This is a genomic window from Ruegeria sp. P8 (genome assembly GCF_056534665.1).
In genome coordinates, this window is record NZ_JBQERC010000007.1 from 24,931 (window position 1) to 44,121 (window position 19,191).

Sequence of the window (19,191 nt, forward strand, 5' to 3'; positions counted from 1 at the left end):
TGTCATAAGACCTGCGCTGACAAATGCCCGAGTTTCTGCAACCAGTAGCCAATTCACTGAACGGGAACGGATTTCAGATAAGCAGCAATGGCCAATCGGTCTTCATCGCTTAGTTTCGAGGTATTCTCGATGACTTCGACCATTTCGCCTCCGGCGCTGTCATAATCCGGTGTGAAACCGGATTTCAGATATTCAGCGATGTCAGCCTCGGACCAGTCAAGCTGGGCGGTGGTCAGACCGGGGATGCGCCCCTTGCCATTCGGATTTGGCGCTCCGGTCAGCCAGAGATCCCGCTTCAACCCTCCCAGTCCGTTTCGCGGTGTATGGCATTCCGCGCAGTGCCCCAAAGCTTCCACCAGATACCGCCCCCGGATTTGCTGGTCGGTCAAATCACCTTCAACCACCCAGCCCGAGCCTGAAAACACAAATTTCCACAACCCCAGCCCGCGCCGGATATTGAAAGGGAAACCAACGTCATGCGGGATACTTGCCGCATCAGATGCAGGCAGGGTGTTCAAAAACGCATGAAGCGCCGCGACGTCCTCGACCGTCATCTTGGCATAAGAGGTATAGGGAAAGGCCGGGTAATAATGTTGTCCCTTTGGTCCTGTTCCGTGTTTCAGGGCATTGGCCAGATCCAACGCGGACCATGATCCAATTCCGACGTCTGGTTCACTGGAAATGTTTGGAGCTACAAACGTACCGAAATCCGTTTCAAACCGGCGCCCGCCTGCTAGAACAAGCTTTCCTTCCGCGCGGGCATCCGGGGCCGAGTGGCACGAGGCGCATCCTGCTGAATGGAAGACAGACGCCCCTCTGGTCACGTCGGGGGTCAGACCGGCCAACTGTGCCGGATCAACTCTTTGCGGCCGGGTTAGCAGCAAACCGGCCAACCCGACCATAAGCATGACTAGAACGGCGAAAAGTAGAATGCGCCGCACTGATCAATACTCCTTTAATTTTCTGGTGCTCTGTATGCTTTGTGACAGGCCGAACAGGCTCCGCCAAGTTGGCCCATCGCCCCTTTCAGAGCTTCAACATCCTGACCTGCCGCAGCCTGCATCGCAACAGCGGCATCGGCCAGTGCCTGCCCTTTGGCCCCGACATCTGCGAAGTTTTCCCAAATAGCGGGCAAGGCGCGGGTTGACGGGTCTGACACATTATCCGATCCGGCTGGCCACATCGCGGACTGGTCGATCTGCGACACAACGACAATATTATTTGCGGCTCGCGTAGCCGCTTCGGCATCATATTCTGCCTCTCCCTTGGCCATGGCGCCCAACGTGCCAAGGTTGAAAGCGTAAAGCTGCATAATCGAAGTCCGCGCTTTTACAGCCGGGTTTTCGCTATCCTGAGCAATTGCAGTTCCAACTACGGCCAAGGACAAAAGACCTGCCGCAAAGATCGAAGACTTCTTAATCATGGTGTGGCTCCCTGTTTAATGTGCCATATGATAGCTTGAACGATTTTTCTTGTAATTGTTTGTTATTCGGCCTCTCCTGTTCATTTATGAACAACGACAATTGGGACGATATTCGGTATGCCCTCGCCGTCAGCAAACACGGCTCGTTGAATGCGGCGGCGACAGCCCTGGGCGTTGCACATGCAACCGTCCTGCGCAGAGTTGCCGCCTTCGAACACCGATATGGCTGTGTTGTTTTTCGGAAAGACCCGTCAGGGTATTCAGTACTTCCCGAAGCCAGAACAATTCTGTCCGCCATGGAAAGCGTTGAAGACGCCGTGCTTTCGGTAGAACGCGCCGTTGTGGGCGCAAATCGTTCGCCAGCGGGTCATGTGCGTATCGCGTCCACGGACAGCCTTTGCCAGTTTGTCCTGCCGCAGGTACTAAACTCAATTTCCGCTCTCTACCCCAGCCTCGAACTGACGATCCTCAGCGGTAACAGTCACCATGATCTGACCAGGTTAACTGCGGATATAGTTGTCCGCCCTTCGGTTCAACTTGGTGAAGGGTTGACCGGAGAGCGCGCAGGAACGTTGCACTTTGGGGTTTATAGTGACGGTACCCGTGACCAAAAATGGATTCGGCTTGATGGGGCTCTCAGCCGTTCACTCCCGGCCAAATGGTTGGCTGAACATGTTCGCGCCGATGACATGACAAACGGAGCAGACAGTTTTCTGGTGCTTCAGCAGATGGTTGCATCCGGTGTGGGGAGAGCTTTTTTACCTGCGTTTATAGGCGACGCTGATCCCCGGCTTCATAGGTTGAACGACATTGATCCCCGAATCGAGGTTCCACTTTGGGTCGCGACGCTTGAGGACATCGCACACACGCCAAGATTTGCGGTCGTGCAGCGGGCTCTGGTTGAACACCTGCCGCATGCACTGGCTGGGTGACGTCAAAACTAAAGTGAATTGGTGGGTCTTTTGGCGTTGAAATCTCCGGCAAGTCGTGGCGGGTGCCCTGCACCTGCAAAAAGACGTCCTGCGCCGCGATGCTCAGGTTTTCACCGCCGCTCCAGGTAGTCGTTTCTAAATCTGTTTCGCCAAGACGTGTCAAAGGTACTTTGGGAAGGGCCAGATATGCGACACCTTGCTGCGAACGTTCCAACGCAAGTGGTGAAAAGCCCCAGAGAGAATGTGCCGCCCGTGCCATTCATCATTTACAAATATAAACATTCATCTTATTGATTTTGTATGAGCAGAGACCCAAATTTCTCCCGGCGGACCTTCCTGTCCCAAGGCGCATGTCTGGCGGCGCTCTGCCTGCGACCCAGCTTTGCGGTTGCGGAAATGACACTTGGCCAATCGGCAAGGATATCAACTTTGTCAGATGGGTATCTGTCATTGCCGCCCGAAATGGTCTTTGGGGCAATGCCCGAGGCAGAGCTGACAGAACTTCTGAACCGCTATCAGGCAGATCTGACCAGCTACGAGCCCGAGTGCAACATTGTGCTCTATCGCGATGACCAGAATACCATACTGTTCGACGTCGGGGCCGGGCCAGACTTCATGCAAACCGCTGGCAAACTTCCGGAAACTCTGGACACCGTCGGGTTGTCTCCGGATGAGGTCACGCAAGTAGTTTTCACCCATGCTCATCCGGATCACATCTGGGGTGTGCTGGACGACTTCGGAGATCCTCTCTTTCCCAATGCCAGATATCATTTTAGCCGCAAGGAATGGGATTATTGGTGGAACCCTGCAACCGTTGACACGATAGGAGCCGACCGCACGGCATTCGCGGTGGGCGCAAAGCGGCGCATGGAAGCCATCGAAGACATGGTTGCATTCTTTGATGATGGGCAGGAAATCCTTCCCGGTATCGCAGCACGCGCTAGTTTCGGGCACACACCCGGACACATGGCCTTCGAAATTCGCAAAGGCGGTGACGCGGTGATGGTCGTGGGCGATGCGCTCGGCAATCCACACGTCGCGTTCGAGCGTCCAGACTGGCTGAGCGGTACGGATCAGGACCCTGACGCCGCGGCAAATACCAGGAAATCGCTGCTGGATCAGATTTCTCATACCCAAATGAAGATTATTGGATTCCATTTGCCAAATGGCGGAATTGGCCGTGTCGAAAAGGCCGGTTCGACCTATCGATTTATTGGAGAGCCTGCATGATGCGCGCTTTGTTGATTGCCTGTACCCTGGCCACGCAAACCTGGGCCAGTGAGGATATTGCAGACCAGTACCCGCAGAGCGTTCTTTACTCGAAACCTGTCGAATTTATTCCCGGCGTCTTTTCCGCCATCGGTGCAACCGCACCCCCGACCTATGAGAATTCGGGCCACAACAACAACCTCAGCTTCATCGTGACCGGAGAGGGCGTTGTCGTCATCAACGGTGGCGCGGCCTATGTGCTTGCCGAAGCGCTTCATAAGGAGATTCAAGCGCTCACGGATCAGCCCGTGAAGCTTATCTTTAACGAAAACGGTCAGGGGCACGCTATGCTGGGGAATGCCTACTGGTCGGAACTTGGGGTGCCCATCGTCGCTCATTCAGATGCTGCGGCTGAATTCGAAGAATATGGGCCACAAATCCTTGAAGGGATGCAGGCATATAACAAGGACAAGGCAAAAGGAACGTTTTTGGCCGGTCCGACAGAAACGTTTGACGATGAATACGTTGTCGAACTCGGCGATTTTCGCATCGAGGCCAAACATCTTGGACCTGCGCACAGCCCCGGCGACATTTCGATCTGGTTGCCCAATCAAAGCCTTGTCATCGCTGGTGACATGGCATTTCACGAACGTATGCTGCCAATCTTTCAGGACACCTACACCGCAGATTGGCTTGAGACCTGGGACAACGAGTTCGAGGCACTGGAAGCCACATATGTGATCCCCGGGCACGGTCATCCTACGAACATGGATCAGGTGCGCCGGTATACACGCGACTATCTTGTCTACCTGCGCGCAAAGATCCAGGAACATATGGATGCTGGCGGGGATCTGGCCGAGGCCTATTACGTCGACCAAAGCCCTTATGCCCATTTGGACACGTTCGAAGAACTGGCCACAAAAAACGCCGGTCGTGTCTACGAACAGATGGAATTCGAATAAGTCAGGACCGCCGAAGAACAGGCATTCGCATCATCATCCGATGGGTGGCGACGGCCCCGACCCACATCGAGAAGACGGCAAGCCACGCAGTCAGCGACAAGGCCGATCCCCCGGACAATCCGGCACCAACGGCGCAGCCACCTGCCAACATTGCACCAAAGCCCATCAAGACGGCCCCGACAAGGTAACGCTCCATCGGAGTATCCGGGCCGAACTGTTCGATTTTCCACTCGCCGGAAAGAACTGCAGAAACAGCGGCGCCAATTGCAACGCCCGGAACCAGACCAATGCCAAAGGACAGCGCAATGTTCCGCTCGGCCACCAGCGCCATCAATGTGTCCGTTGCCGGGCCGGTGAACGTGACCGAAGACACCGGCACGACTTCGAAGGAGGCTTGTGCAATCGCAAATGTCATCAACCAGCCAAGCGCCACTGCGACACCAACTCCGGCGGCCGTGACAATCCTTGTCATTGTCACCTGCTGGCGCACTGCAAAGGCAACGGCCAGAACAAAGGTCCCTGCGGCAAAGACTGTGTATGCGATAGGCGAAAAACCAAGTAGTGCCGAAAGGTCGCGCGCATTGCCACCTGTGATCGTCCAAAGACCGGACAGCGCCTCGCGCGCGGGGCTGAGCACACCCGTGTAAGCCGCTTGCGCAACCAATGTCAGAACCAGCCCCGTCACCATAGCCCGCAGGTTGCCGCATGAGGCCAACACCAACAGGCGCGACGCGCATCCGCGTGCCAAAATCATTCCGGCGCCAAACATCAGACCGCCGATCACCGCCCCACTCAGGCTGCCTGTTGACGCAATTGAACGCGCCCCGGACAAATCCAGCCATTCAATCGAGACGAACCCCTGTACCAGCATCAGCGCCGACGTGAATGCGATCAGCCAGACGGCCAGACGTGGCCCAAGCTCGCCCTCGGCGACTTCAACAGTGGATGCCCGCAAGCAGAAATGAGATTTCTGAGCGGTGACTCCGAACAGGATGCCAACAAGCAAACCGGCAACGGCCAATGTGCCCGAATCTCCCAGCAGATCGATGAGGCGTTCCATAGACAAAAACTCTCACCTCTTTACGTGTCCGTCTTTGCCTTCCGTCAAGTTCTCACTGTGCGGCCATCGGTTTGCGCGCAAGCTGGCACTGTGTCCACAACGCACCCAATGCCTCGACCAACAGGGTTACATCTTCTGACGAATGTACAGGTGAAGGCGTAATCCGAAGACGTTCGGTGCCTTTCGGGACAGTGGGATAGTTTATCGGCTGGATATAAATCCCATAGTCGCGCATCAAGACATCTGAGATAAAGCGGCACTTAACCGGATCGCCGACCATGACCGGGATTATGTGGCTTGGGTTGGGTGTGTGCGGTATGCCCAAAGCGTCCAGCCGGCCTCGAACCTCGAATACGCGTTGCTGATGCAGAAACCTCTCCTCATTGCTTTGCTTGAGGTGCCGTACGGATGCTGCGGCACCAGCGGCGACGGCCGGGGGCAATGCGGTGGTAAAGATAAATCCGCTGGCAAAAGAACGGACAAAGTCGACAAGTTCCTTTGACGCCGCGATGTATCCACCAACCACGCCGAACGCTTTGCCCAACGTGCCTTCGATGACCGTCAGGCGATCCATCAACCCTTCGCGTTCGGCGATGCCACCACCACGCGGCCCATACAGCCCTACTGCATGAACCTCGTCCAGATAGGTCATCGCGCCGTACCGATCCGCCAGATCGCAGATTTCGGCGATTGGTGCTATATCGCCATCCATCGAGTACACACTTTCAAACGCGATCAGTTTTGGCGAGTTGGACGGCAGGTTCATGAGATGTCGTTCAAGGTCCTTCAAATCGTTATGCTTCCAGACCCGCTTTGCGCAACGACTGTGGCGGATACCCTCGATCATCGACGCGTGGTTCAATTCGTCGGACAGAACCGTGATACCGGGAATTCGAGAGGCCAGAGTTCCCAAAGCAGCCCAATTTGAAACATACCCGGACGTGAATAGCAGCGCTGCTTCCTTGCCATGCAGATCTGCAAGCTCGCGCTCAAGCAGAACATGCTCATGCGCGGTCCCCGAAATATTCCGGGTCCCGCCAGCCCCTGCGCCGCAGCTATCAATCGCCCGGTGCATGGCTGCCAGAACCTTTGGATGCTGACCCATTCCCAGATAATCGTTCGAGCACCAGACTGTGACTTTCTCAGGTCCGTTTTCTGCGTGGTTGTGTGCAGTTGGAAATGCTCCGCAATGACGCTCAAGCTCGGCGAAGACCCGGTAATTTCCTTCGTCCTGCAATTGCCTCAACTGGTCACGAAAATACTGTTGGTAGTCCATGTCAGTTTCCAACGGCTTCTTCTACGATACCGGCCAACAGGGCTTCGACTTTCTCCATCGGTCCGTCAGGATAGCTTCGGTAGCCCACTTTGACACCGCCTTCGTCCTCGGCCACGAATATTCCGTAGGGGCAATAGCCGATATTCATCGGGTCGGCCTCCATCATCTCGCGCGAGAGCTTTGCGGAACAGAAGATAAAAATCTCAGCGGCTGTGAAGATTTGCTTGTCGCTGCCGACATCCGCCCCCGTCCGGTTCAGCATCTCACCAACATGGCTCACATAATCGATAACCAGCCCCTGCCCAACAATTGCTGATTCAACGGCAAAGGTTGCATCATCAAAGCTACCGTCAAAGGGAACGGCAATGACCTCCTCAGCAATAACCGGGTTTGCCAATACAACTGAAAGTGCGGCTGATGCGATAAAGTGTTTCATGATGATGTTCCTCCTCCTGAACCACATTTCTTCAGATTTCACCGCCAAGGCTTTGACACCGGTCAAAGCCTTGGCGTTTCTTAGCCGAACATGTCCGATGTGATACCAGCATACCAACCCAGCGACTCTTGGTAGGTTGCTTTTCTCAGGTCGGAATCTTCGCCGGTTTGGCTGATAAAGCCATCCACCTTGGCAATCTTTTCAGGCGTCGCCTCATAAGTCGCACCGACCTTGACCCCGTCATCCGTATCAATGAGAGACCAGCACGTGTTCGAAAACTTGGCCGGGAAGATCTTTGATCCGGTCAATGCGCCACGAACCGCATTGGCACAGACTTTCGCCTGGCTGTTGGCCGAAAAACCGGATTTCGGCATGTCGCCTTGCTGGCTGGCATCACCAAGAACATAGATGTCAGGGTCAGCTTTCGATGACATGTCCACCGCGTTCACCGGTGCCCAGGTGCCATCGGTTACACCGGCCATTTCCGCAATGCGCCCGGCTTTCATGGCCGGGATCACGTTGCAGACGTCGACCTTGGTTTCTTCACCGTCGATGGTCACCGTCATGGCATCCGGATTGACCGATACATTGCCGCCGCCAAAATCCTCTCCGATCCAGTCGATCATGCCTTCGTAATGGTCGGCCCAACCTTCCTGGAACAAAGACATCTTGGAGAATTTGGCCTTCGGATCAGCAATGATGATTTTCGCTGTCGGATTGTTCGCCTTCAGCACATGCGCAACCATCGAAACCCGCTCATAAGGTCCGGGCGGGCAACGGTACGGGTTCGGAGGTGCGACCATCGCAAAGGTTCCACCCTCGGGCATCGCCATAACCTGCGCCTTCAACAGCTCGGTTTGAGAGCCCGCCTTATACGCATGCGGCATCTTGTTCTGTGCAGTTACATCCCACCCCTCGACCGCGCCATCGACAAAGTCGATACCCGGGCTCAGGATCAATTTGTCATAAGGAATAGATCCGCCACCCGCCAATGAGACAGTTTTGGCGTCGCGGTCGACACCCACGGCCCAATCGTGAACCACGTTGATACCGTATTTTGCGGCAAGCGTGCCATAGCTGTGCGCAATGTCCGAAAGCTCTTGAAACCCGCCCAGATACAGGTTCGAGAAAAAACAGGTGTAATATGTTTTGGACGGCTCGATCAGAATGACATCAATCTCACCCTTGCTGTCTTTGGCGATATAGCGCGCCGCGGTTGCGCCGCCTGCCCCGCCCCCGATCACCACGACACGGGGCTTGCCCTGCGCCAGCACCATCGGGGCCGACAGCCCGGCAGCAAGTACCCCTGCGGTTCCCAGAAATGTCCGTCTGTCGAGTGTCATCGCGTTTCCTCCCCTTAGGCATTGTCACTGTGGGTTGTTGAAGTAAGCGGCCAATGCCGCGATCTCATCACTGCTCAGGCGGCCCGCGATCATCTGCATGACGGGATGGGGCCGCTGCTTGTCCTTGTAGGCGTGCATGGCGACAACAAAATCCTGGTCGGGCCAGTAAACGATCGAAGGAATCCCATCATCGCCACCCTCTATCTGGTGGCACGTCGTGCATTCGCTGCTCAGGTATTCGCCATATTCGGGATCGCCCTGAATCGCGAGGATTTCGGGGTTGACGGAATGGTCCGTTCCCTTTGCCGTTGGGTCGGCTTCGGGGATGTCTTGCGGGTTGTCGGAAAACACACGCAAATAGGCAATTACATTGGCCCGGTCTTCCGGGTTCTCGAGCCCGCGAAAGCTCATTCTGGTGCCGGATGCGAATGCGCGGGGGTTTTCAATGTAAGCCGACAATGTGTCGGCATGCCATTCCAGACCCGAGGTACCCGCACGGATCAGGCTTTTGGAATAGGTGAACTCCTCAAGCCCGGCGGCCCGGCGGCCAAAAATACCATTCAGGTGCGGACCGATCCTGTTTTCAGCGCCCGCGCCGACCTGATGACATCCTTCGCATTGGGCAAACACAAGTTTGCCAGCTGCTGCATCGCCAAGGTCCTCAGTCGCGGCGGCAGCGGTTGCCAGGATACTCGCAGCAAACATGACACCTGTTGCCCACCGCCGCCACATGATCAGCTTCCGAACGACTTAAGGTAAACAATGACAGCGTCGATATCATCCTGTTTCTTGAGGCCGGCAAAGGACATACGTGTCCCCTTCATATAGGCTTTGGGTTTGGCCAGAAATGCAGCCATTTCTTCATCTGTCCAAACCAACCCATCCTCGGCAGCAGCTTTCATCGCCTGAGAGTACTTAAAGCCTTCGGCACCAGCCGCATTGGCACCGGCGACACCGTTCAGTGCCGGACCGGTGCGATGCTTGGCCCCGTCCCCGACCTGATGGCAGGACTTGCACTTCTTGAAAACTTTTTCGCCATTTTCGATCATCTCAGGATCAAGTGCCGCTATGTCCTCAGCAGGTTCATCGACTTCGACGGATGCTTCTTCGGAAACAGCCGCCTGGTCCGGACTGTCAGCCCCGGCTTCGTCAGGCGTTACATCCAGAACGGCGGCGCGCTTGGTGATTTCCACGCCTTCTTTGCAATCCGTCATGCATGGCTCATCCGTCCAGAAATGCGCCTCGGCCGCTTCGCGGTCATCCACGATGAAACCCCCGGCATTCGGCATTTCCACTTCATGGAAATTTTCGTGCGACAGCGTGAACTCATCATCAACGATGTCGTTGGAATACAGTATATAAGCGACAATCGCGTAAACTTCGTCAGGCTCCAGCGTTTGTGCGTCTCCAAACGGCATCGAACGGTTCACATAATCCCATACCGTCGAAAGGTGCGGCCAGTAAGAGCCCACTGTTTTCAGCGGGTCTTTATCTGCAAGCGTGCCCTCGCCGCCCGCCAGTTTCGGCCAGTTGTCCACACCTTCAGCAAAATCGCCATGACAGATCGCGCACCTTTCGGCAAAGACCTCTTCACCGGTGAACACGTCGCCGGAACCTTCGGGCAATCCGGTTCCGTCAGGTGCAACGTCGTGGTCCCATGCCGCGATTTCTTCGGGCAACGCAGGGCGCCCAAGCCCTAGCTTGTCTGCATGGGCCGGAACCGCTACGCACAACCCAAGGGCCGAGGCGGCCAATAGCTTACGATACTTCGACATTTTCCGCCTCTCCATTTTCCTTGAGCCACCAGGTCTGGATACAATTGTTGTGGTAGATCGAGTTCTCGCCTCGCACATCCCGCAGCTGAGCTTTGCTGGGTTGGACGTAACCGGTCGAATCCTTGGCGCGGGCCTGCAACAGCATCTCTGAACCGTCCCAGTTATGGTCCAGATAAAACCGGGTCAGCGCCTTGTCTGTTCCGGGCGCCGCCAGACGGGCCGGAACCCAGTTCTTGCCACCATCCACCGACACGTCGACGCCGGTAATCGAGCCCCGCCCGGACCAGGCCAACCCGGTGATCACCAACGGCCCGGGGCCATGGGTTATCGGCGCTTGCGGGCTGGGCGATGTGACGACCGATTTGGCGTCCATGACCCATGTCCACTTGCGTGATGTTCCGTTTTCGAGAGTATCCGTATACTTGGATGTCTCTTCGCGGCTTTCGATAGCCATCTCGGTGACCTCGACCCGGCGCAGCCACTTGACCCACATGTTGCCTTCCCAGCCGGGAACGACAAGACGAACGGGATATCCGTGTTCTTTGCGCAAAGCCTCGCCATTGGCTTTGAATGCTACAAGTACGTCGTCCATCGCCTTTTCCAGCGGGATCGAGCGGCCGTTCGAGGAAGCATCCGCGCCTTCGACGTAAACCCATTTGCCGTCAGTCTTTACCCCCGCCTCTTCCAGCAGGGTGCGCAGCGGAACACCGGAATATTCCATGTTGTGGATCATTCCGTGCGTGAACTGCGCGCCGTTGAGCTGCGCACCAGCCCATTCCATACCGGTATTGGCAGCGCATTCGCAGAAATAGATACGGTTTTCACGCGGGAAACGTTCCAGATCTTCATATGTGAATATCAGCGGAGTTTCGACCAGACCGTTGATCATCAGACGGTAGTCCGCCTTGCTCAGTTCGATCGCACCCGAATGGTGCCGCTCGAATGCGCATCCCTGCGGGGTGATCGTGCCGTCCAGCGCGTGGATCGGCGTGAAATTGATCGAACTGATTGTGTCTGCGGTCAACCACTCGACGTTGCGCCGTACGACATCACTCTCGAATTGGATTGGCAGGCCGTAGGGGGTTGCATCTACACCTTCGCCCGTTGCCTGTGCCCATTCCTGAACCTGAGTGATCAGCGGGTCAGGGCCTGCGGCGCGCGCCGCTGAGGCACCGACCGCACCTACGCCAACCGCGGCAGCACCGCTTAGAAACTGGCGACGCGATGGGGCTTTTGCCCTTGGATTCTCGCTCATTTTGTTTGCCTCCGTCATTCGATCAGCAAATCTTGTATTCAATGTTTGACATTCGGTTCGCGCTGTCAGGCTCCGATCACCTCGACCGATGTATTCGGCTCGACGGTGACGGTGCCCTGATTACGAATGTGGTTTTCGACGACATCCCAGATGGGCGGGCCTTCGGTGCCCTCGTTGACGCTGGCCCAACCGGCCACAACATAGGATTTCGCCGGATCAATCGCCTCACCTGTCTTGAGCAGGGTCATGTCGCTGATCCGCTGCCCTTGCGGTTTGGTGACATCGATACGGTATCCAAGGCCGCCGACACGCACCATGTCGCCACCCTGCTGGTAATAGGGATCGGGGTTGAACAGGTTGTCGCCAACATCCTCGAGGATCACGTGAATGAATTCACCCGTCATTTCCGTACGATACGCATTCGGATAGGACATCGAAGTAACATTCCAGATATCCTCACGCGTGATCTCCTGACCGGGTAGGATCGACGGACCCCAGCGCACACCCGGCGACATGGCAATGTCCGCCTCGCGCTCGCTGATCAGTGCATCGCAGATCAGATCGTCCCACGTGCCATTGAAGTTTCCGCGCCGATACAGCAGCGAGTCCGTCTTGCCGATCACTTCGCTTAGTGCCGCATCATATGGTGCGCGCTGTTCGTTGATCAGGGCAGTGATTGCCGGATCAGGCGCGATGACGTCTGAAAAGATCGGGATCAGCTTGTGCTTCAGCCCCATCATCTGGCCATCCCGCACGTCCAGATCAACGCGGCTGACGAATTTGCCGTTCGAGCCAGACGCGATGATATGCGTCTTTTCGACTAGAACCGGTTCAGGCAAAGCGTCATGGGTGTGACCGCTCAGGATTACATCAATCCCCTGAACGCGGCTCGCCATCTTTTTGTCCACGTCAAAGCCGTTATGGCTGAGGACGACGACCACATCGGCACCTGCGTCGCGCACCTCGTCCACCATGGCCTGCATGTTCTCATCCCGGATCCCGAACGAGTATTCCGGGAACATCCAACTGGGGTTGGCAATTGGCATATAGGGGAAAGCCTGTCCGATGACGGCAACCTTGGCCCCGCCGCGTTCGAAGAACTTGTAGGGCTTGAAAAGCTCCGCAGGTTCATCCCATTCCGCGTCAAAGATATTCTGACCCAGCGCCGCAAAAGGCAAACCTTCAACGATCTCGTTGACCCGCTCGCTGCCCAACGTGAACTCCCAATGGAATGTCATCGCATCGGGCTTGAGTGCATTCATCACATTGACCATGTCCTGACCCGCTGTCTGATAGCAGGTATACGAGCCATGCCAGGTGTCGCCCCCATCCAGCAACAGCGCATCTGGTCGGTCGGCACGGATGGCGTTGATAACGGTCGAGACCCGGTCAAGCCCTCCGACGCGGCCATACGTCTTCGCCAATGCAGCAAAGTCGTTGTAGGTCAGCGCATAGGCAGACGGGCTGCCATCTTCGATCCCGTAAGCCTTGCGAAACGCGGCCCCCGTCACATGCGGCATTTGCCCGCGCGCGTCTCCGATGCCCAGATTGACCTCGGGCTCGCGGAAGTAGATCGGTTTAAGCTGCGCGTGGATATCGGTGATATGAATCAGGCTGATATTTCCGAAGGTCTCAAATTCCAGCAACTGGTCCTGGGTCAGGCTTTGCTGGGCCGCCAGCCTTGCCCAGTTCCCGAAACCGGATGCCCCGTACAGCGCTGAGGCCGCCATGGAGACCTGTAGAAAATCACGTCGCGATATCATTTGTCGGCTTTCCTGTTTCACATATAAATGTGTGAATGTAGTAGAAATGAAAAACCCGCGCCCGGAAATCCCGGCGCGGGTTCTTTGTTACTGACGCACGGCCGGCGTTTCGACCGAAAGCCCGTTGCCGCGCGATGCTACATAAAGCTCCAGTGCCCGGAATTCGTCCGAACCTTCAGCAAATGTTTCAGCGCGTGTATCACGAATACAGCCGCGGAAACGGTTGTGGCGCGAGATCAGCTTGGCCTGTTTCAGACGATAAGTCGGGAAACCGTTGACCATCCCCTGGCTCAGATGGTCGGCCCGGATCATGTTGCCCCAGTTGTCTTCGTGACAGTTGGCGCAGCTCAGCTCCAGCTGACCATATCGGGTGTAGTACATTTCCTTGCCCTGCTCCCAATATGGGGCAGCATCGCCATCAATGGCGACATTCATGGGCAGCCCTCGTGACTGAAAGGCAATCAGCGCGACCATGCCCTGCATATCGGCACCAGACCATTTCCACGCATCTGCTTCCATGCGTTCCGTACGGCACTTGTTGATCAGATCTTCCATCACAACCAGCTTGCCGGTTTCCGCATCGACCTTCGGCATGGACGCTTGCAGCCCTTTGAAGCTTTCCACATCATCGTGGCACGAAGAGCAACTTTTGCCAGCCGCGCCATCGACAGCCTCATAAAGATCAGCGGCCTGGTCGACAAATATCATAGCCGGGTTGTCGAAATCGTCGATCTGCAACGCCTGCGTTTCATCGGTCCTGAAATGCCACCCCGAATAGATCGTATCGAAGTTCTCGACATGGGCCGGGGCCTCGGTCACCGAAACCATTTCCAGTTCTTCGTTGATCACCAGCTTGTCTTCGTCAGGTCCAGCTGCCACTGAAACCGGGAAAGCCAGAACTGCCGCGATCGCCGTGAGTGCTTTTTTATTCATTGCGTTCCTCCCTTGGGTGATCAGCGCAGGTTTTAACCTCCGGCGCTGATCTGCCGTTACGGTCGAGCCGTCAGGCGATCTCGATCGGTTTTTTTGTGTCGTAAACGGACCCGTCATCGTCATACCACGTGAAAACGAATTCCCCGGCTTCAGGCACGGTTGCATCGAACTGAAAGTACGGGTTTGTCGAAATCGCCGGCTCCATCGTCACGTCTATCACCAGCTCTCCGTTAAACTCGCAGGTGAACCGATTGATGATCGAGCGCGGAATGACGTTGCCTTCCTTATCCTTACGCTGGCCACTTTCCATATTGTGGCTGATCAGTGTTTTGATCGTGATTGCTTCGCCAGCAGCGGCTGTTTTTGGAACCTTGACGCGGGGTTTTACACCGGATGCCATTGGTTGTTCTCCTGTTCTTCAGGGCGCGTGGCGATCAGCCGCCGCAGCCGCCAATTGTCACTTTTACGGTTGCCGAGGCCTTGGCAAAGCTGCCATCAGCCATTTTGGCCACAGCAATGACATCTTGCGTTCCTGCAAGACGAATGCGGGTCGAAGCCGCCTGTGCAGCAGCCAGCGGGCCAAAGTTGAACGTGGCAACGCCGGGCTCGGGGTTTCCGGCCGCTACGATCAGGATCGCAGCCGCACCCGGCGCGCTGACTTCGATCGGAACGGTGTTTCCGTTCTCGGCAATTTCCGGCGCCGTCAGTGTCACACCGCCGTCAGCCATGTCTGCACCGCCCGTAAACGCGGCTATCGCGTCTTCTGCAGCCGCATTTGCGCGGAACGGCATCAGGGTCAGGACCGCAGCGCCCAGACCAAGAGCCAGAGTCTCGCGACGAGAAAATTCCATTTTCAATCTCCTTTGGATCCTCACGAATTCACGCCTGAAAGCGTGATTATTGTTCTTTTAGGGTTGCGAGGAACGCGACGACATCCTCGATTTCCTGAGCAGTCAGGATTGACGTCAAAGGCCCTGACGGGGCTTTGCCCGTATAGGCGTCGCCCGGGCGGATATAGCCGTCATCCTTGTAGAAAGCCGGCATGACCGTTCCGTCAAACGTCATCTTGGCATTTGCGACCAGTCCTCGAAGCTCCGCCTCGGACCACCGATCCCCGGCCCCATCCAGCAGCGGACCGACTTCGCCATGGAACGGAATATCCGCCAAAGCCGTGACCTGATGACAGGCCACACAGTTGCCCTTGGATTTCTCGCCCACGATGACCGCACCGTTTGCCGCATCGCCGGCGACGCCGGTCAATGAAGCCTCGATCGCACCATAATCGTCGAACTGTACGTCTTTTGGTCCTGTTTCTGCCGCGATGGCGGCACTGCCTGTTATGATACAAGCCAAAGTCAAGTGTCTCAGCTTCATGATCCCTCCCATTTGCTACCGCGCCGATGGCGCTTTGCGACCCAAAGCCTCTGTGTACCGTAGTCGACGGGCAGGGTTCATCGCAACATTAAATTCATCTTAATGAATTTTTTTATTTATATTGCAACACGTCAATCTTGCGAAACATTGTTTCTCTCTTGAATGCGGCGCGCGTGATACCGTTGAAAATCTTCCCCGTTATCAAGCTCGTACCGTTTTTCATTGACCCAGGTAAAAAGATCGAGGGTCGTTCCCTTCGAGAACGCCCCGGGCATGACCGCAACGGCCGCTTCGATTGCTGTGGCATCCTCTGACACGTCCTCCGGTAAGAAAACCAATGTAGGGGTGAACAGAATCCCCCATTTGCGCATCAGTGATCTTTGCTCGGCTTCTTCTCCGTCAAAATCGATGGCCATCGTACTTCCGTGTAAGTCCAGCTGAACGACAAAGAAGTTTTCCTCGATATACGCAGACAGGTCGGGTTGGGGGAAAACCTCTTCATGCATCTTTTTGCAGTAGATGCAGCCCTGTTGTTCAATGAACAGAACCAGCCGCTTGCCTTCCCCCGTCGCCTCTTCAAGGTCTTCACGAAGGTCTTTGAACGTGTCCCGCATCCACGGCGTTTTATGCAGACCGTCATCCCCCAGTTCAGCCGCGGAAACCGCCCCAGCAAACAGCCCTGCAATCAAGAACAATACTATCCGTTTCATGGTGTTCTCCCGAATTAGCCAATGGCCGCCAGCCAAGGCATGTGATCCAGCATCCATTGTGCGATTAGATTTATGGAATTGGTCGCGATCAGGATGCCAAAAAGAATCAGTAAGACACCCATCGCCTTTTCAATCATTCCCAGATGTTTCCGGAAACGTGCCATCCATTGCATGAAGGGCCGAACCAGAAAGGCTGCCAGAACAAACGGCGCTGTCATGCCAACCCCATAGACGAACAAAAGCACGGCGCCACGCCAGGCGGTCTCGGTTCCGGCCGCCGTGAACAGGATCGCCGCCAGAACCGGCCCGACGCAAGGCGTCCAGCCAAAGGCAAAAGCCAGCCCCAGAACATATGCCCCGATCACGCTTACATTTGTCGTCTCGCCGATATCTGCACGAAACTGTCGATACAGGAAACCGATGCGGAAAAGACCCAGAAAATGCAGGCCCATCGCGATGATGATGAGCGCAGCGATCCATCGCAGAATGTCGAAATACGCGCGAACCAGCTGACCAAAGATCGACGCCGTGGCCCCAAGCGCCATGAAGACCGTGATGATCCCTGCAGCAAAAGCAATCGCTGACAGGGTCGCCCGGCGGCGAACATCCGGGGTGATCGTCGAACCGGCCGAAATCTGCTCCATCCCGACGCCTGCAAGATAGCTGAGGTAGAAAGGGACAATGGGCAGAATGCAGGGGGACAGGAACGACAAAAGCCCCGCGATCAGAGCCCCTGCAACCGTGATGTCGAGCATGGTCAAATCCGTCCAGACAGGTTACTATTCACACATTCAAAATAATAAAGATGTACCACCCAGGTCAATCGGAGCTTTTGATGCGTCACGTAATTCAAACATTGGTCGTCATCACATTGTTGATCTGGCCTGCCGCGTCTCGGGCCGAAATGGTGTTGCTGATGGCCGAAGAAGACGGGTGTATGTGGTGCGCCCGCTGGGACGCCGAAATTTCCGAGATCTACCCGCTGACAGCGGAAGGAAAAGCTGCCCCACTGCAACGAACGGACATCCACGCAACCACACCCGAAGGGATTACCCTGGATCGGCCGCTTTTCTATACGCCGACCTTTGTATTGCTGGAGGACGGTCAAGAGATCGGCCGGATTGAGGGTTATCCTGGCGAAGACTTTTTCTGGGGACTATTGGGTGTTTTACTACGTGACGCCGGAGTTAAGATCGAGAGCTCTGGTTAAATCCTCGGGATTTACATATACTGTTTTGAATACGTGAAGCCACGAAAGCGAGATGATCGTGTTGGACAAACCGTCGAAACTGCCCGTGTTCACCAAGGACATGTGCAACGAGGACTTGGACAGGATGATGGATAACGCCCAGACGGCGTCCAATTTCCTCAAGGCGATCAGCCATGAGGGGCGGCTGATGATTCTGTGCTATTTGTCATCAGGGGAAAAATCCGTCACGCAGATGGAGGAAATGTTGTCGGCCAGACAGGCTGCCGTTTCCCAACAATTGTCCCGCTTGCGCTTTGAAGGGCTGGTCAAGACACGACGCGAAGGCAAAACGATCTACTACAGATTGGCGGACGACCGGTCGACTCAGATTCTGGAAGTCGTCTACAATCTTTTCTGTCGGGACAAATAGAAGCCCGCGAGAAACACCGCCAGCTTTGGGAGGAGACTGGCCATGTTCGAACTTCTGGGAGACGCCAATACAGTTGCGCTGATCGGTCTGGTTGGCGGCATTGTACTTGGTCTTGCCGCGCGCATTGGGCGGTTCTGCACCTTGGGTGCGATTGAAGATTATCTTTATGCAAATGACGACCGGCGCCTGCGTATGTGGGCCGTTGCGATAGGTGTTGCGATTGTCGGCAGCCATTTGGGCATGGCGTTAGGGTGGATTAATCCGTTCAGCACGACCTATATTGCGCAGACATGGAATCCGATCGGATCGGTCATTGGCGGATTGATGTTCGGATATGGCATGGCCATCAGCGGAAACTGTGGCTATGGCGCGCTTGCACGCCTTGGCGGCGGCGACCTTCGGTCATTCGTCATTGTCCTGATCGTGGGCCTTTCCGCATATGTGGTCATGTCCGGCCCTCTGGCCTATGTCAGGATCTGGCTTTTTCCCGAAGCCATGGATCTCGGCAATCCTCAAAGCGTCAGCTTCCTTGCCGAACGGCTGACGTCGATACCGGCATGGGTTACAGGAACGCTTGTCGGCTCGGCCATAGTAGTATTTTCCCTGACAAATGATCGGTTTCGCAAATCACCTGCGCAGGTTTTATGGGGTGCGGCGGTCGGATTAGCAGTCGTTTCAGGCTGGCTTGGCACCAATTGGGTGGCCACACACGGGTTTGAAGGTGAGACCTTGCAAACACACACGTTTGCCGCGCCTTTGGGTGATACCGTGTTCTATCTCATGACCGCCTCAGGCAACACGCTCTCGTTTGCGGTCGGTTCGGTTACAGGGGTTTTGATTGGTGCTTTCCTCGGGTCATGGTCAAAAGGTCATTTCCGCTGGGAAGCCTGCGAAGATCCACGTGAGCTTAAGCGGCAGATGCTGGGGGCGGCGATAATGGGGCCCGGAGCAATAATTGCGGTTGGATGCAGTGTCGGACAAGGCATCTCCGCTTTTTCTCTGCTGGCCTATAGCGCGCCCATAACCTTTGCGGCGATCTTTGCCGGAGCAGCTCTTGGCCTGCGACAGCTTGTGTCAGGATTGTCTTTCATTCCCGAGCGTTAAGCCCCACCACACGCTAC

Annotated in this window: 22 protein-coding genes; 6 read left to right on the forward strand and 16 right to left on the reverse strand. The window is 55.8% G+C overall.

Annotation, left to right across the window (positions count from 1 at the left end; genetic code table 11):
- Positions 1 to 53: 53 nt before the first annotated feature.
- Together ACR0BZ_RS10720 and ACR0BZ_RS10725 are read right to left on the reverse strand one after the other, a co-directional pair.
- On the reverse strand, positions 54 to 941 hold the full coding sequence (locus ACR0BZ_RS10720) for a c-type cytochrome (protein ID WP_480920168.1): 888 nt from the start codon (positions 939 to 941) through the stop codon (positions 54 to 56).
- 14 nt (positions 942 to 955) lie between these two features.
- Positions 956 to 1,423 (reverse strand): c-type cytochrome, encoded by a 468-nt coding sequence (locus ACR0BZ_RS10725; RefSeq protein WP_480478107.1) that lies wholly within the window; start codon positions 1,421 to 1,423, stop codon positions 956 to 958.
- A gap of 86 nt (positions 1,424 to 1,509) precedes the next feature.
- Between ACR0BZ_RS10725 and ACR0BZ_RS10730 the strand changes: the two genes are divergently transcribed.
- From ACR0BZ_RS10730 to ACR0BZ_RS10740, 3 genes are all read left to right on the forward strand, one after another.
- Positions 1,510 to 2,355 (forward strand): LysR family transcriptional regulator, encoded by an 846-nt coding sequence (locus ACR0BZ_RS10730; RefSeq protein WP_480920169.1) that lies wholly within the window; start codon positions 1,510 to 1,512, stop codon positions 2,353 to 2,355.
- 300 nt (positions 2,356 to 2,655) lie between these two features.
- Positions 2,656 to 3,585: an MBL fold metallo-hydrolase gene (locus ACR0BZ_RS10735; RefSeq protein ID WP_480920170.1), complete on the forward strand. Its 930-nt coding sequence runs from the start codon at positions 2,656 to 2,658 to the stop codon at positions 3,583 to 3,585.
- Positions 3,582 to 4,526 (forward strand): MBL fold metallo-hydrolase, encoded by a 945-nt coding sequence (locus ACR0BZ_RS10740; protein WP_480920171.1) that lies wholly within the window; start codon positions 3,582 to 3,584, stop codon positions 4,524 to 4,526. Before ACR0BZ_RS10735 ends, ACR0BZ_RS10740 begins: the two co-directional genes overlap by 4 nt.
- Before the next feature lies 1 nt (position 4,527).
- On the opposite strand, the gene ACR0BZ_RS10745 is transcribed toward ACR0BZ_RS10740, so the two are convergent.
- The 14 genes from ACR0BZ_RS10745 to ACR0BZ_RS10810 form a co-directional block, all read right to left on the reverse strand.
- The gene (locus tag ACR0BZ_RS10745; RefSeq protein ID WP_480920172.1) at positions 4,528 to 5,586 is read right to left on the reverse strand and encodes a YeeE/YedE family protein; all 1,059 of its coding nucleotides are present in this window, start codon (positions 5,584 to 5,586) and stop codon (positions 4,528 to 4,530) included.
- A gap of 52 nt (positions 5,587 to 5,638) precedes the next feature.
- Positions 5,639 to 6,862: a 5-aminolevulinate synthase gene (gene hemA / locus ACR0BZ_RS10750; RefSeq protein ID WP_480920173.1), complete on the reverse strand. Its 1,224-nt coding sequence runs from the start codon at positions 6,860 to 6,862 to the stop codon at positions 5,639 to 5,641.
- Position 6,863: 1 nt separating this feature from the next.
- Positions 6,864 to 7,298: a DUF302 domain-containing protein gene (locus ACR0BZ_RS10755; RefSeq protein ID WP_267366782.1), complete on the reverse strand. Its 435-nt coding sequence runs from the start codon at positions 7,296 to 7,298 to the stop codon at positions 6,864 to 6,866.
- Between the two features lie 80 nt (positions 7,299 to 7,378).
- Complete coding sequence (locus ACR0BZ_RS10760; RefSeq protein ID WP_480920174.1) at positions 7,379 to 8,641, reverse strand: FCSD flavin-binding domain-containing protein; 1,263 nt, start codon at positions 8,639 to 8,641, stop codon at positions 7,379 to 7,381.
- Positions 8,642 to 8,665: 24 nt separating this feature from the next.
- Positions 8,666 to 9,373 (reverse strand): c-type cytochrome, encoded by a 708-nt coding sequence (locus ACR0BZ_RS10765; protein ID WP_480920175.1) that lies wholly within the window; start codon positions 9,371 to 9,373, stop codon positions 8,666 to 8,668.
- A gap of 2 nt (positions 9,374 to 9,375) precedes the next feature.
- Entirely contained in the window at positions 9,376 to 10,416 is a 1,041-nt protein-coding gene (locus ACR0BZ_RS10770; protein WP_480920176.1) for a c-type cytochrome, read from the reverse strand.
- Positions 10,400 to 11,671: a sulfite dehydrogenase gene (soxC, locus tag ACR0BZ_RS10775; protein ID WP_480920177.1), complete on the reverse strand. Its 1,272-nt coding sequence runs from the start codon at positions 11,669 to 11,671 to the stop codon at positions 10,400 to 10,402. Before soxC ends, ACR0BZ_RS10770 begins: the two co-directional genes overlap by 17 nt.
- A gap of 65 nt (positions 11,672 to 11,736) precedes the next feature.
- The gene (soxB, locus tag ACR0BZ_RS10780; RefSeq protein WP_480507619.1) at positions 11,737 to 13,434 is read right to left on the reverse strand and encodes a thiosulfohydrolase SoxB; all 1,698 of its coding nucleotides are present in this window, start codon (positions 13,432 to 13,434) and stop codon (positions 11,737 to 11,739) included.
- 87 nt (positions 13,435 to 13,521) lie between these two features.
- Positions 13,522 to 14,367, reverse strand: a complete 846-nt coding sequence (gene soxA / locus ACR0BZ_RS10785; protein ID WP_267366180.1) for a sulfur oxidation c-type cytochrome SoxA — start codon at positions 14,365 to 14,367, stop codon at positions 13,522 to 13,524.
- A 70-nt stretch (positions 14,368 to 14,437) separates the two neighbouring features.
- The gene (gene soxZ, locus ACR0BZ_RS10790; protein WP_209507503.1) at positions 14,438 to 14,767 is read right to left on the reverse strand and encodes a thiosulfate oxidation carrier complex protein SoxZ; all 330 of its coding nucleotides are present in this window, start codon (positions 14,765 to 14,767) and stop codon (positions 14,438 to 14,440) included.
- A gap of 34 nt (positions 14,768 to 14,801) precedes the next feature.
- Positions 14,802 to 15,218, reverse strand: a complete 417-nt coding sequence (gene soxY / locus ACR0BZ_RS10795) for a thiosulfate oxidation carrier protein SoxY (RefSeq protein ID WP_209507502.1) — start codon at positions 15,216 to 15,218, stop codon at positions 14,802 to 14,804.
- 46 nt (positions 15,219 to 15,264) lie between these two features.
- Positions 15,265 to 15,741: a sulfur oxidation c-type cytochrome SoxX gene (gene soxX / locus ACR0BZ_RS10800; protein WP_209507501.1), complete on the reverse strand. Its 477-nt coding sequence runs from the start codon at positions 15,739 to 15,741 to the stop codon at positions 15,265 to 15,267.
- A 131-nt stretch (positions 15,742 to 15,872) separates the two neighbouring features.
- A complete protein-coding gene (locus ACR0BZ_RS10805) occupies positions 15,873 to 16,451 on the reverse strand; it encodes a thioredoxin family protein (RefSeq protein ID WP_480588162.1) in 579 nt (192 codons plus the stop codon).
- A gap of 14 nt (positions 16,452 to 16,465) precedes the next feature.
- Positions 16,466 to 17,206: a cytochrome c biogenesis CcdA family protein gene (locus ACR0BZ_RS10810; protein WP_480920178.1), complete on the reverse strand. Its 741-nt coding sequence runs from the start codon at positions 17,204 to 17,206 to the stop codon at positions 16,466 to 16,468.
- Between the two features lie 80 nt (positions 17,207 to 17,286).
- Here ACR0BZ_RS10810 and ACR0BZ_RS10815 point away from each other — a divergent pair, with 80 nt between their 5' ends.
- The 3 genes from ACR0BZ_RS10815 to ACR0BZ_RS10825 are packed head-to-tail and all read left to right on the forward strand — an operon-like array spanning position 17,287 to position 19,174.
- On the forward strand, positions 17,287 to 17,661 hold the full coding sequence (locus ACR0BZ_RS10815) for a hypothetical protein (RefSeq protein ID WP_480920179.1): 375 nt from the start codon (positions 17,287 to 17,289) through the stop codon (positions 17,659 to 17,661).
- Between the two features lie 52 nt (positions 17,662 to 17,713).
- Positions 17,714 to 18,070 carry a metalloregulator ArsR/SmtB family transcription factor gene (locus tag ACR0BZ_RS10820; RefSeq protein WP_480483447.1) on the forward strand — a complete coding sequence of 119 codons (357 nt, stop codon included), beginning with the start codon at positions 17,714 to 17,716 and terminating at the stop codon, positions 18,068 to 18,070.
- A 42-nt stretch (positions 18,071 to 18,112) separates the two neighbouring features.
- Entirely contained in the window at positions 18,113 to 19,174 is a 1,062-nt protein-coding gene (locus ACR0BZ_RS10825; RefSeq protein WP_480920180.1) for a YeeE/YedE family protein, read from the forward strand.
- The last annotated feature ends 17 nt before the right edge of the window (positions 19,175 to 19,191 follow it).

Bases quoted from the DNA above. Each gene is read 5' to 3' on its own strand.
- ACR0BZ_RS10725 (WP_480478107.1), bottom strand. From the start codon at position 1,423: ATGATTAAGAAGTCTTCGATCTTTGCGGCAGGTCTTTTGTCCTTGGCC.
- ACR0BZ_RS10730 (WP_480920169.1), top strand. From the start codon at position 1,510: ATGAACAACGACAATTGGGACGATATTCGGTATGCCCTCGCCGTCAGC.
- ACR0BZ_RS10735 (WP_480920170.1), top strand. From the start codon at position 2,656: ATGAGCAGAGACCCAAATTTCTCCCGGCGGACCTTCCTGTCCCAAGGC.
- ACR0BZ_RS10740 (WP_480920171.1), top strand. From the start codon at position 3,582: ATGATGCGCGCTTTGTTGATTGCCTGTACCCTGGCCACGCAAACCTGG.
- ACR0BZ_RS10745 (WP_480920172.1), bottom strand. From the start codon at position 5,586: ATGGAACGCCTCATCGATCTGCTGGGAGATTCGGGCACATTGGCCGTT.
- hemA (WP_480920173.1), bottom strand. From the start codon at position 6,862: ATGGACTACCAACAGTATTTTCGTGACCAGTTGAGGCAATTGCAGGAC.
- ACR0BZ_RS10755 (WP_267366782.1), bottom strand. From the start codon at position 7,298: ATGAAACACTTTATCGCATCAGCCGCACTTTCAGTTGTATTGGCAAAC.
- ACR0BZ_RS10760 (WP_480920174.1), bottom strand. From the start codon at position 8,641: ATGACACTCGACAGACGGACATTTCTGGGAACCGCAGGGGTACTTGCT.
- ACR0BZ_RS10765 (WP_480920175.1), bottom strand. From the start codon at position 9,373: ATGTGGCGGCGGTGGGCAACAGGTGTCATGTTTGCTGCGAGTATCCTG.
- ACR0BZ_RS10770 (WP_480920176.1), bottom strand. From the start codon at position 10,416: ATGTCGAAGTATCGTAAGCTATTGGCCGCCTCGGCCCTTGGGTTGTGC.
- soxC (WP_480920177.1), bottom strand. From the start codon at position 11,671: ATGAGCGAGAATCCAAGGGCAAAAGCCCCATCGCGTCGCCAGTTTCTA.
- soxB (WP_480507619.1), bottom strand. From the start codon at position 13,434: ATGATATCGCGACGTGATTTTCTACAGGTCTCCATGGCGGCCTCAGCG.
- soxA (WP_267366180.1), bottom strand. From the start codon at position 14,367: ATGAATAAAAAAGCACTCACGGCGATCGCGGCAGTTCTGGCTTTCCCG.
- soxZ (WP_209507503.1), bottom strand. From the start codon at position 14,767: ATGGCATCCGGTGTAAAACCCCGCGTCAAGGTTCCAAAAACAGCCGCT.
- soxY (WP_209507502.1), bottom strand. From the start codon at position 15,218: ATGGAATTTTCTCGTCGCGAGACTCTGGCTCTTGGTCTGGGCGCTGCG.
- soxX (WP_209507501.1), bottom strand. From the start codon at position 15,741: ATGAAGCTGAGACACTTGACTTTGGCTTGTATCATAACAGGCAGTGCC.
- ACR0BZ_RS10805 (WP_480588162.1), bottom strand. From the start codon at position 16,451: ATGAAACGGATAGTATTGTTCTTGATTGCAGGGCTGTTTGCTGGGGCG.
- ACR0BZ_RS10810 (WP_480920178.1), bottom strand. From the start codon at position 17,206: ATGCTCGACATCACGGTTGCAGGGGCTCTGATCGCGGGGCTTTTGTCG.
- ACR0BZ_RS10815 (WP_480920179.1), top strand. From the start codon at position 17,287: ATGCGTCACGTAATTCAAACATTGGTCGTCATCACATTGTTGATCTGG.
- ACR0BZ_RS10820 (WP_480483447.1), top strand. From the start codon at position 17,714: ATGATCGTGTTGGACAAACCGTCGAAACTGCCCGTGTTCACCAAGGAC.
- ACR0BZ_RS10825 (WP_480920180.1), top strand. From the start codon at position 18,113: ATGTTCGAACTTCTGGGAGACGCCAATACAGTTGCGCTGATCGGTCTG.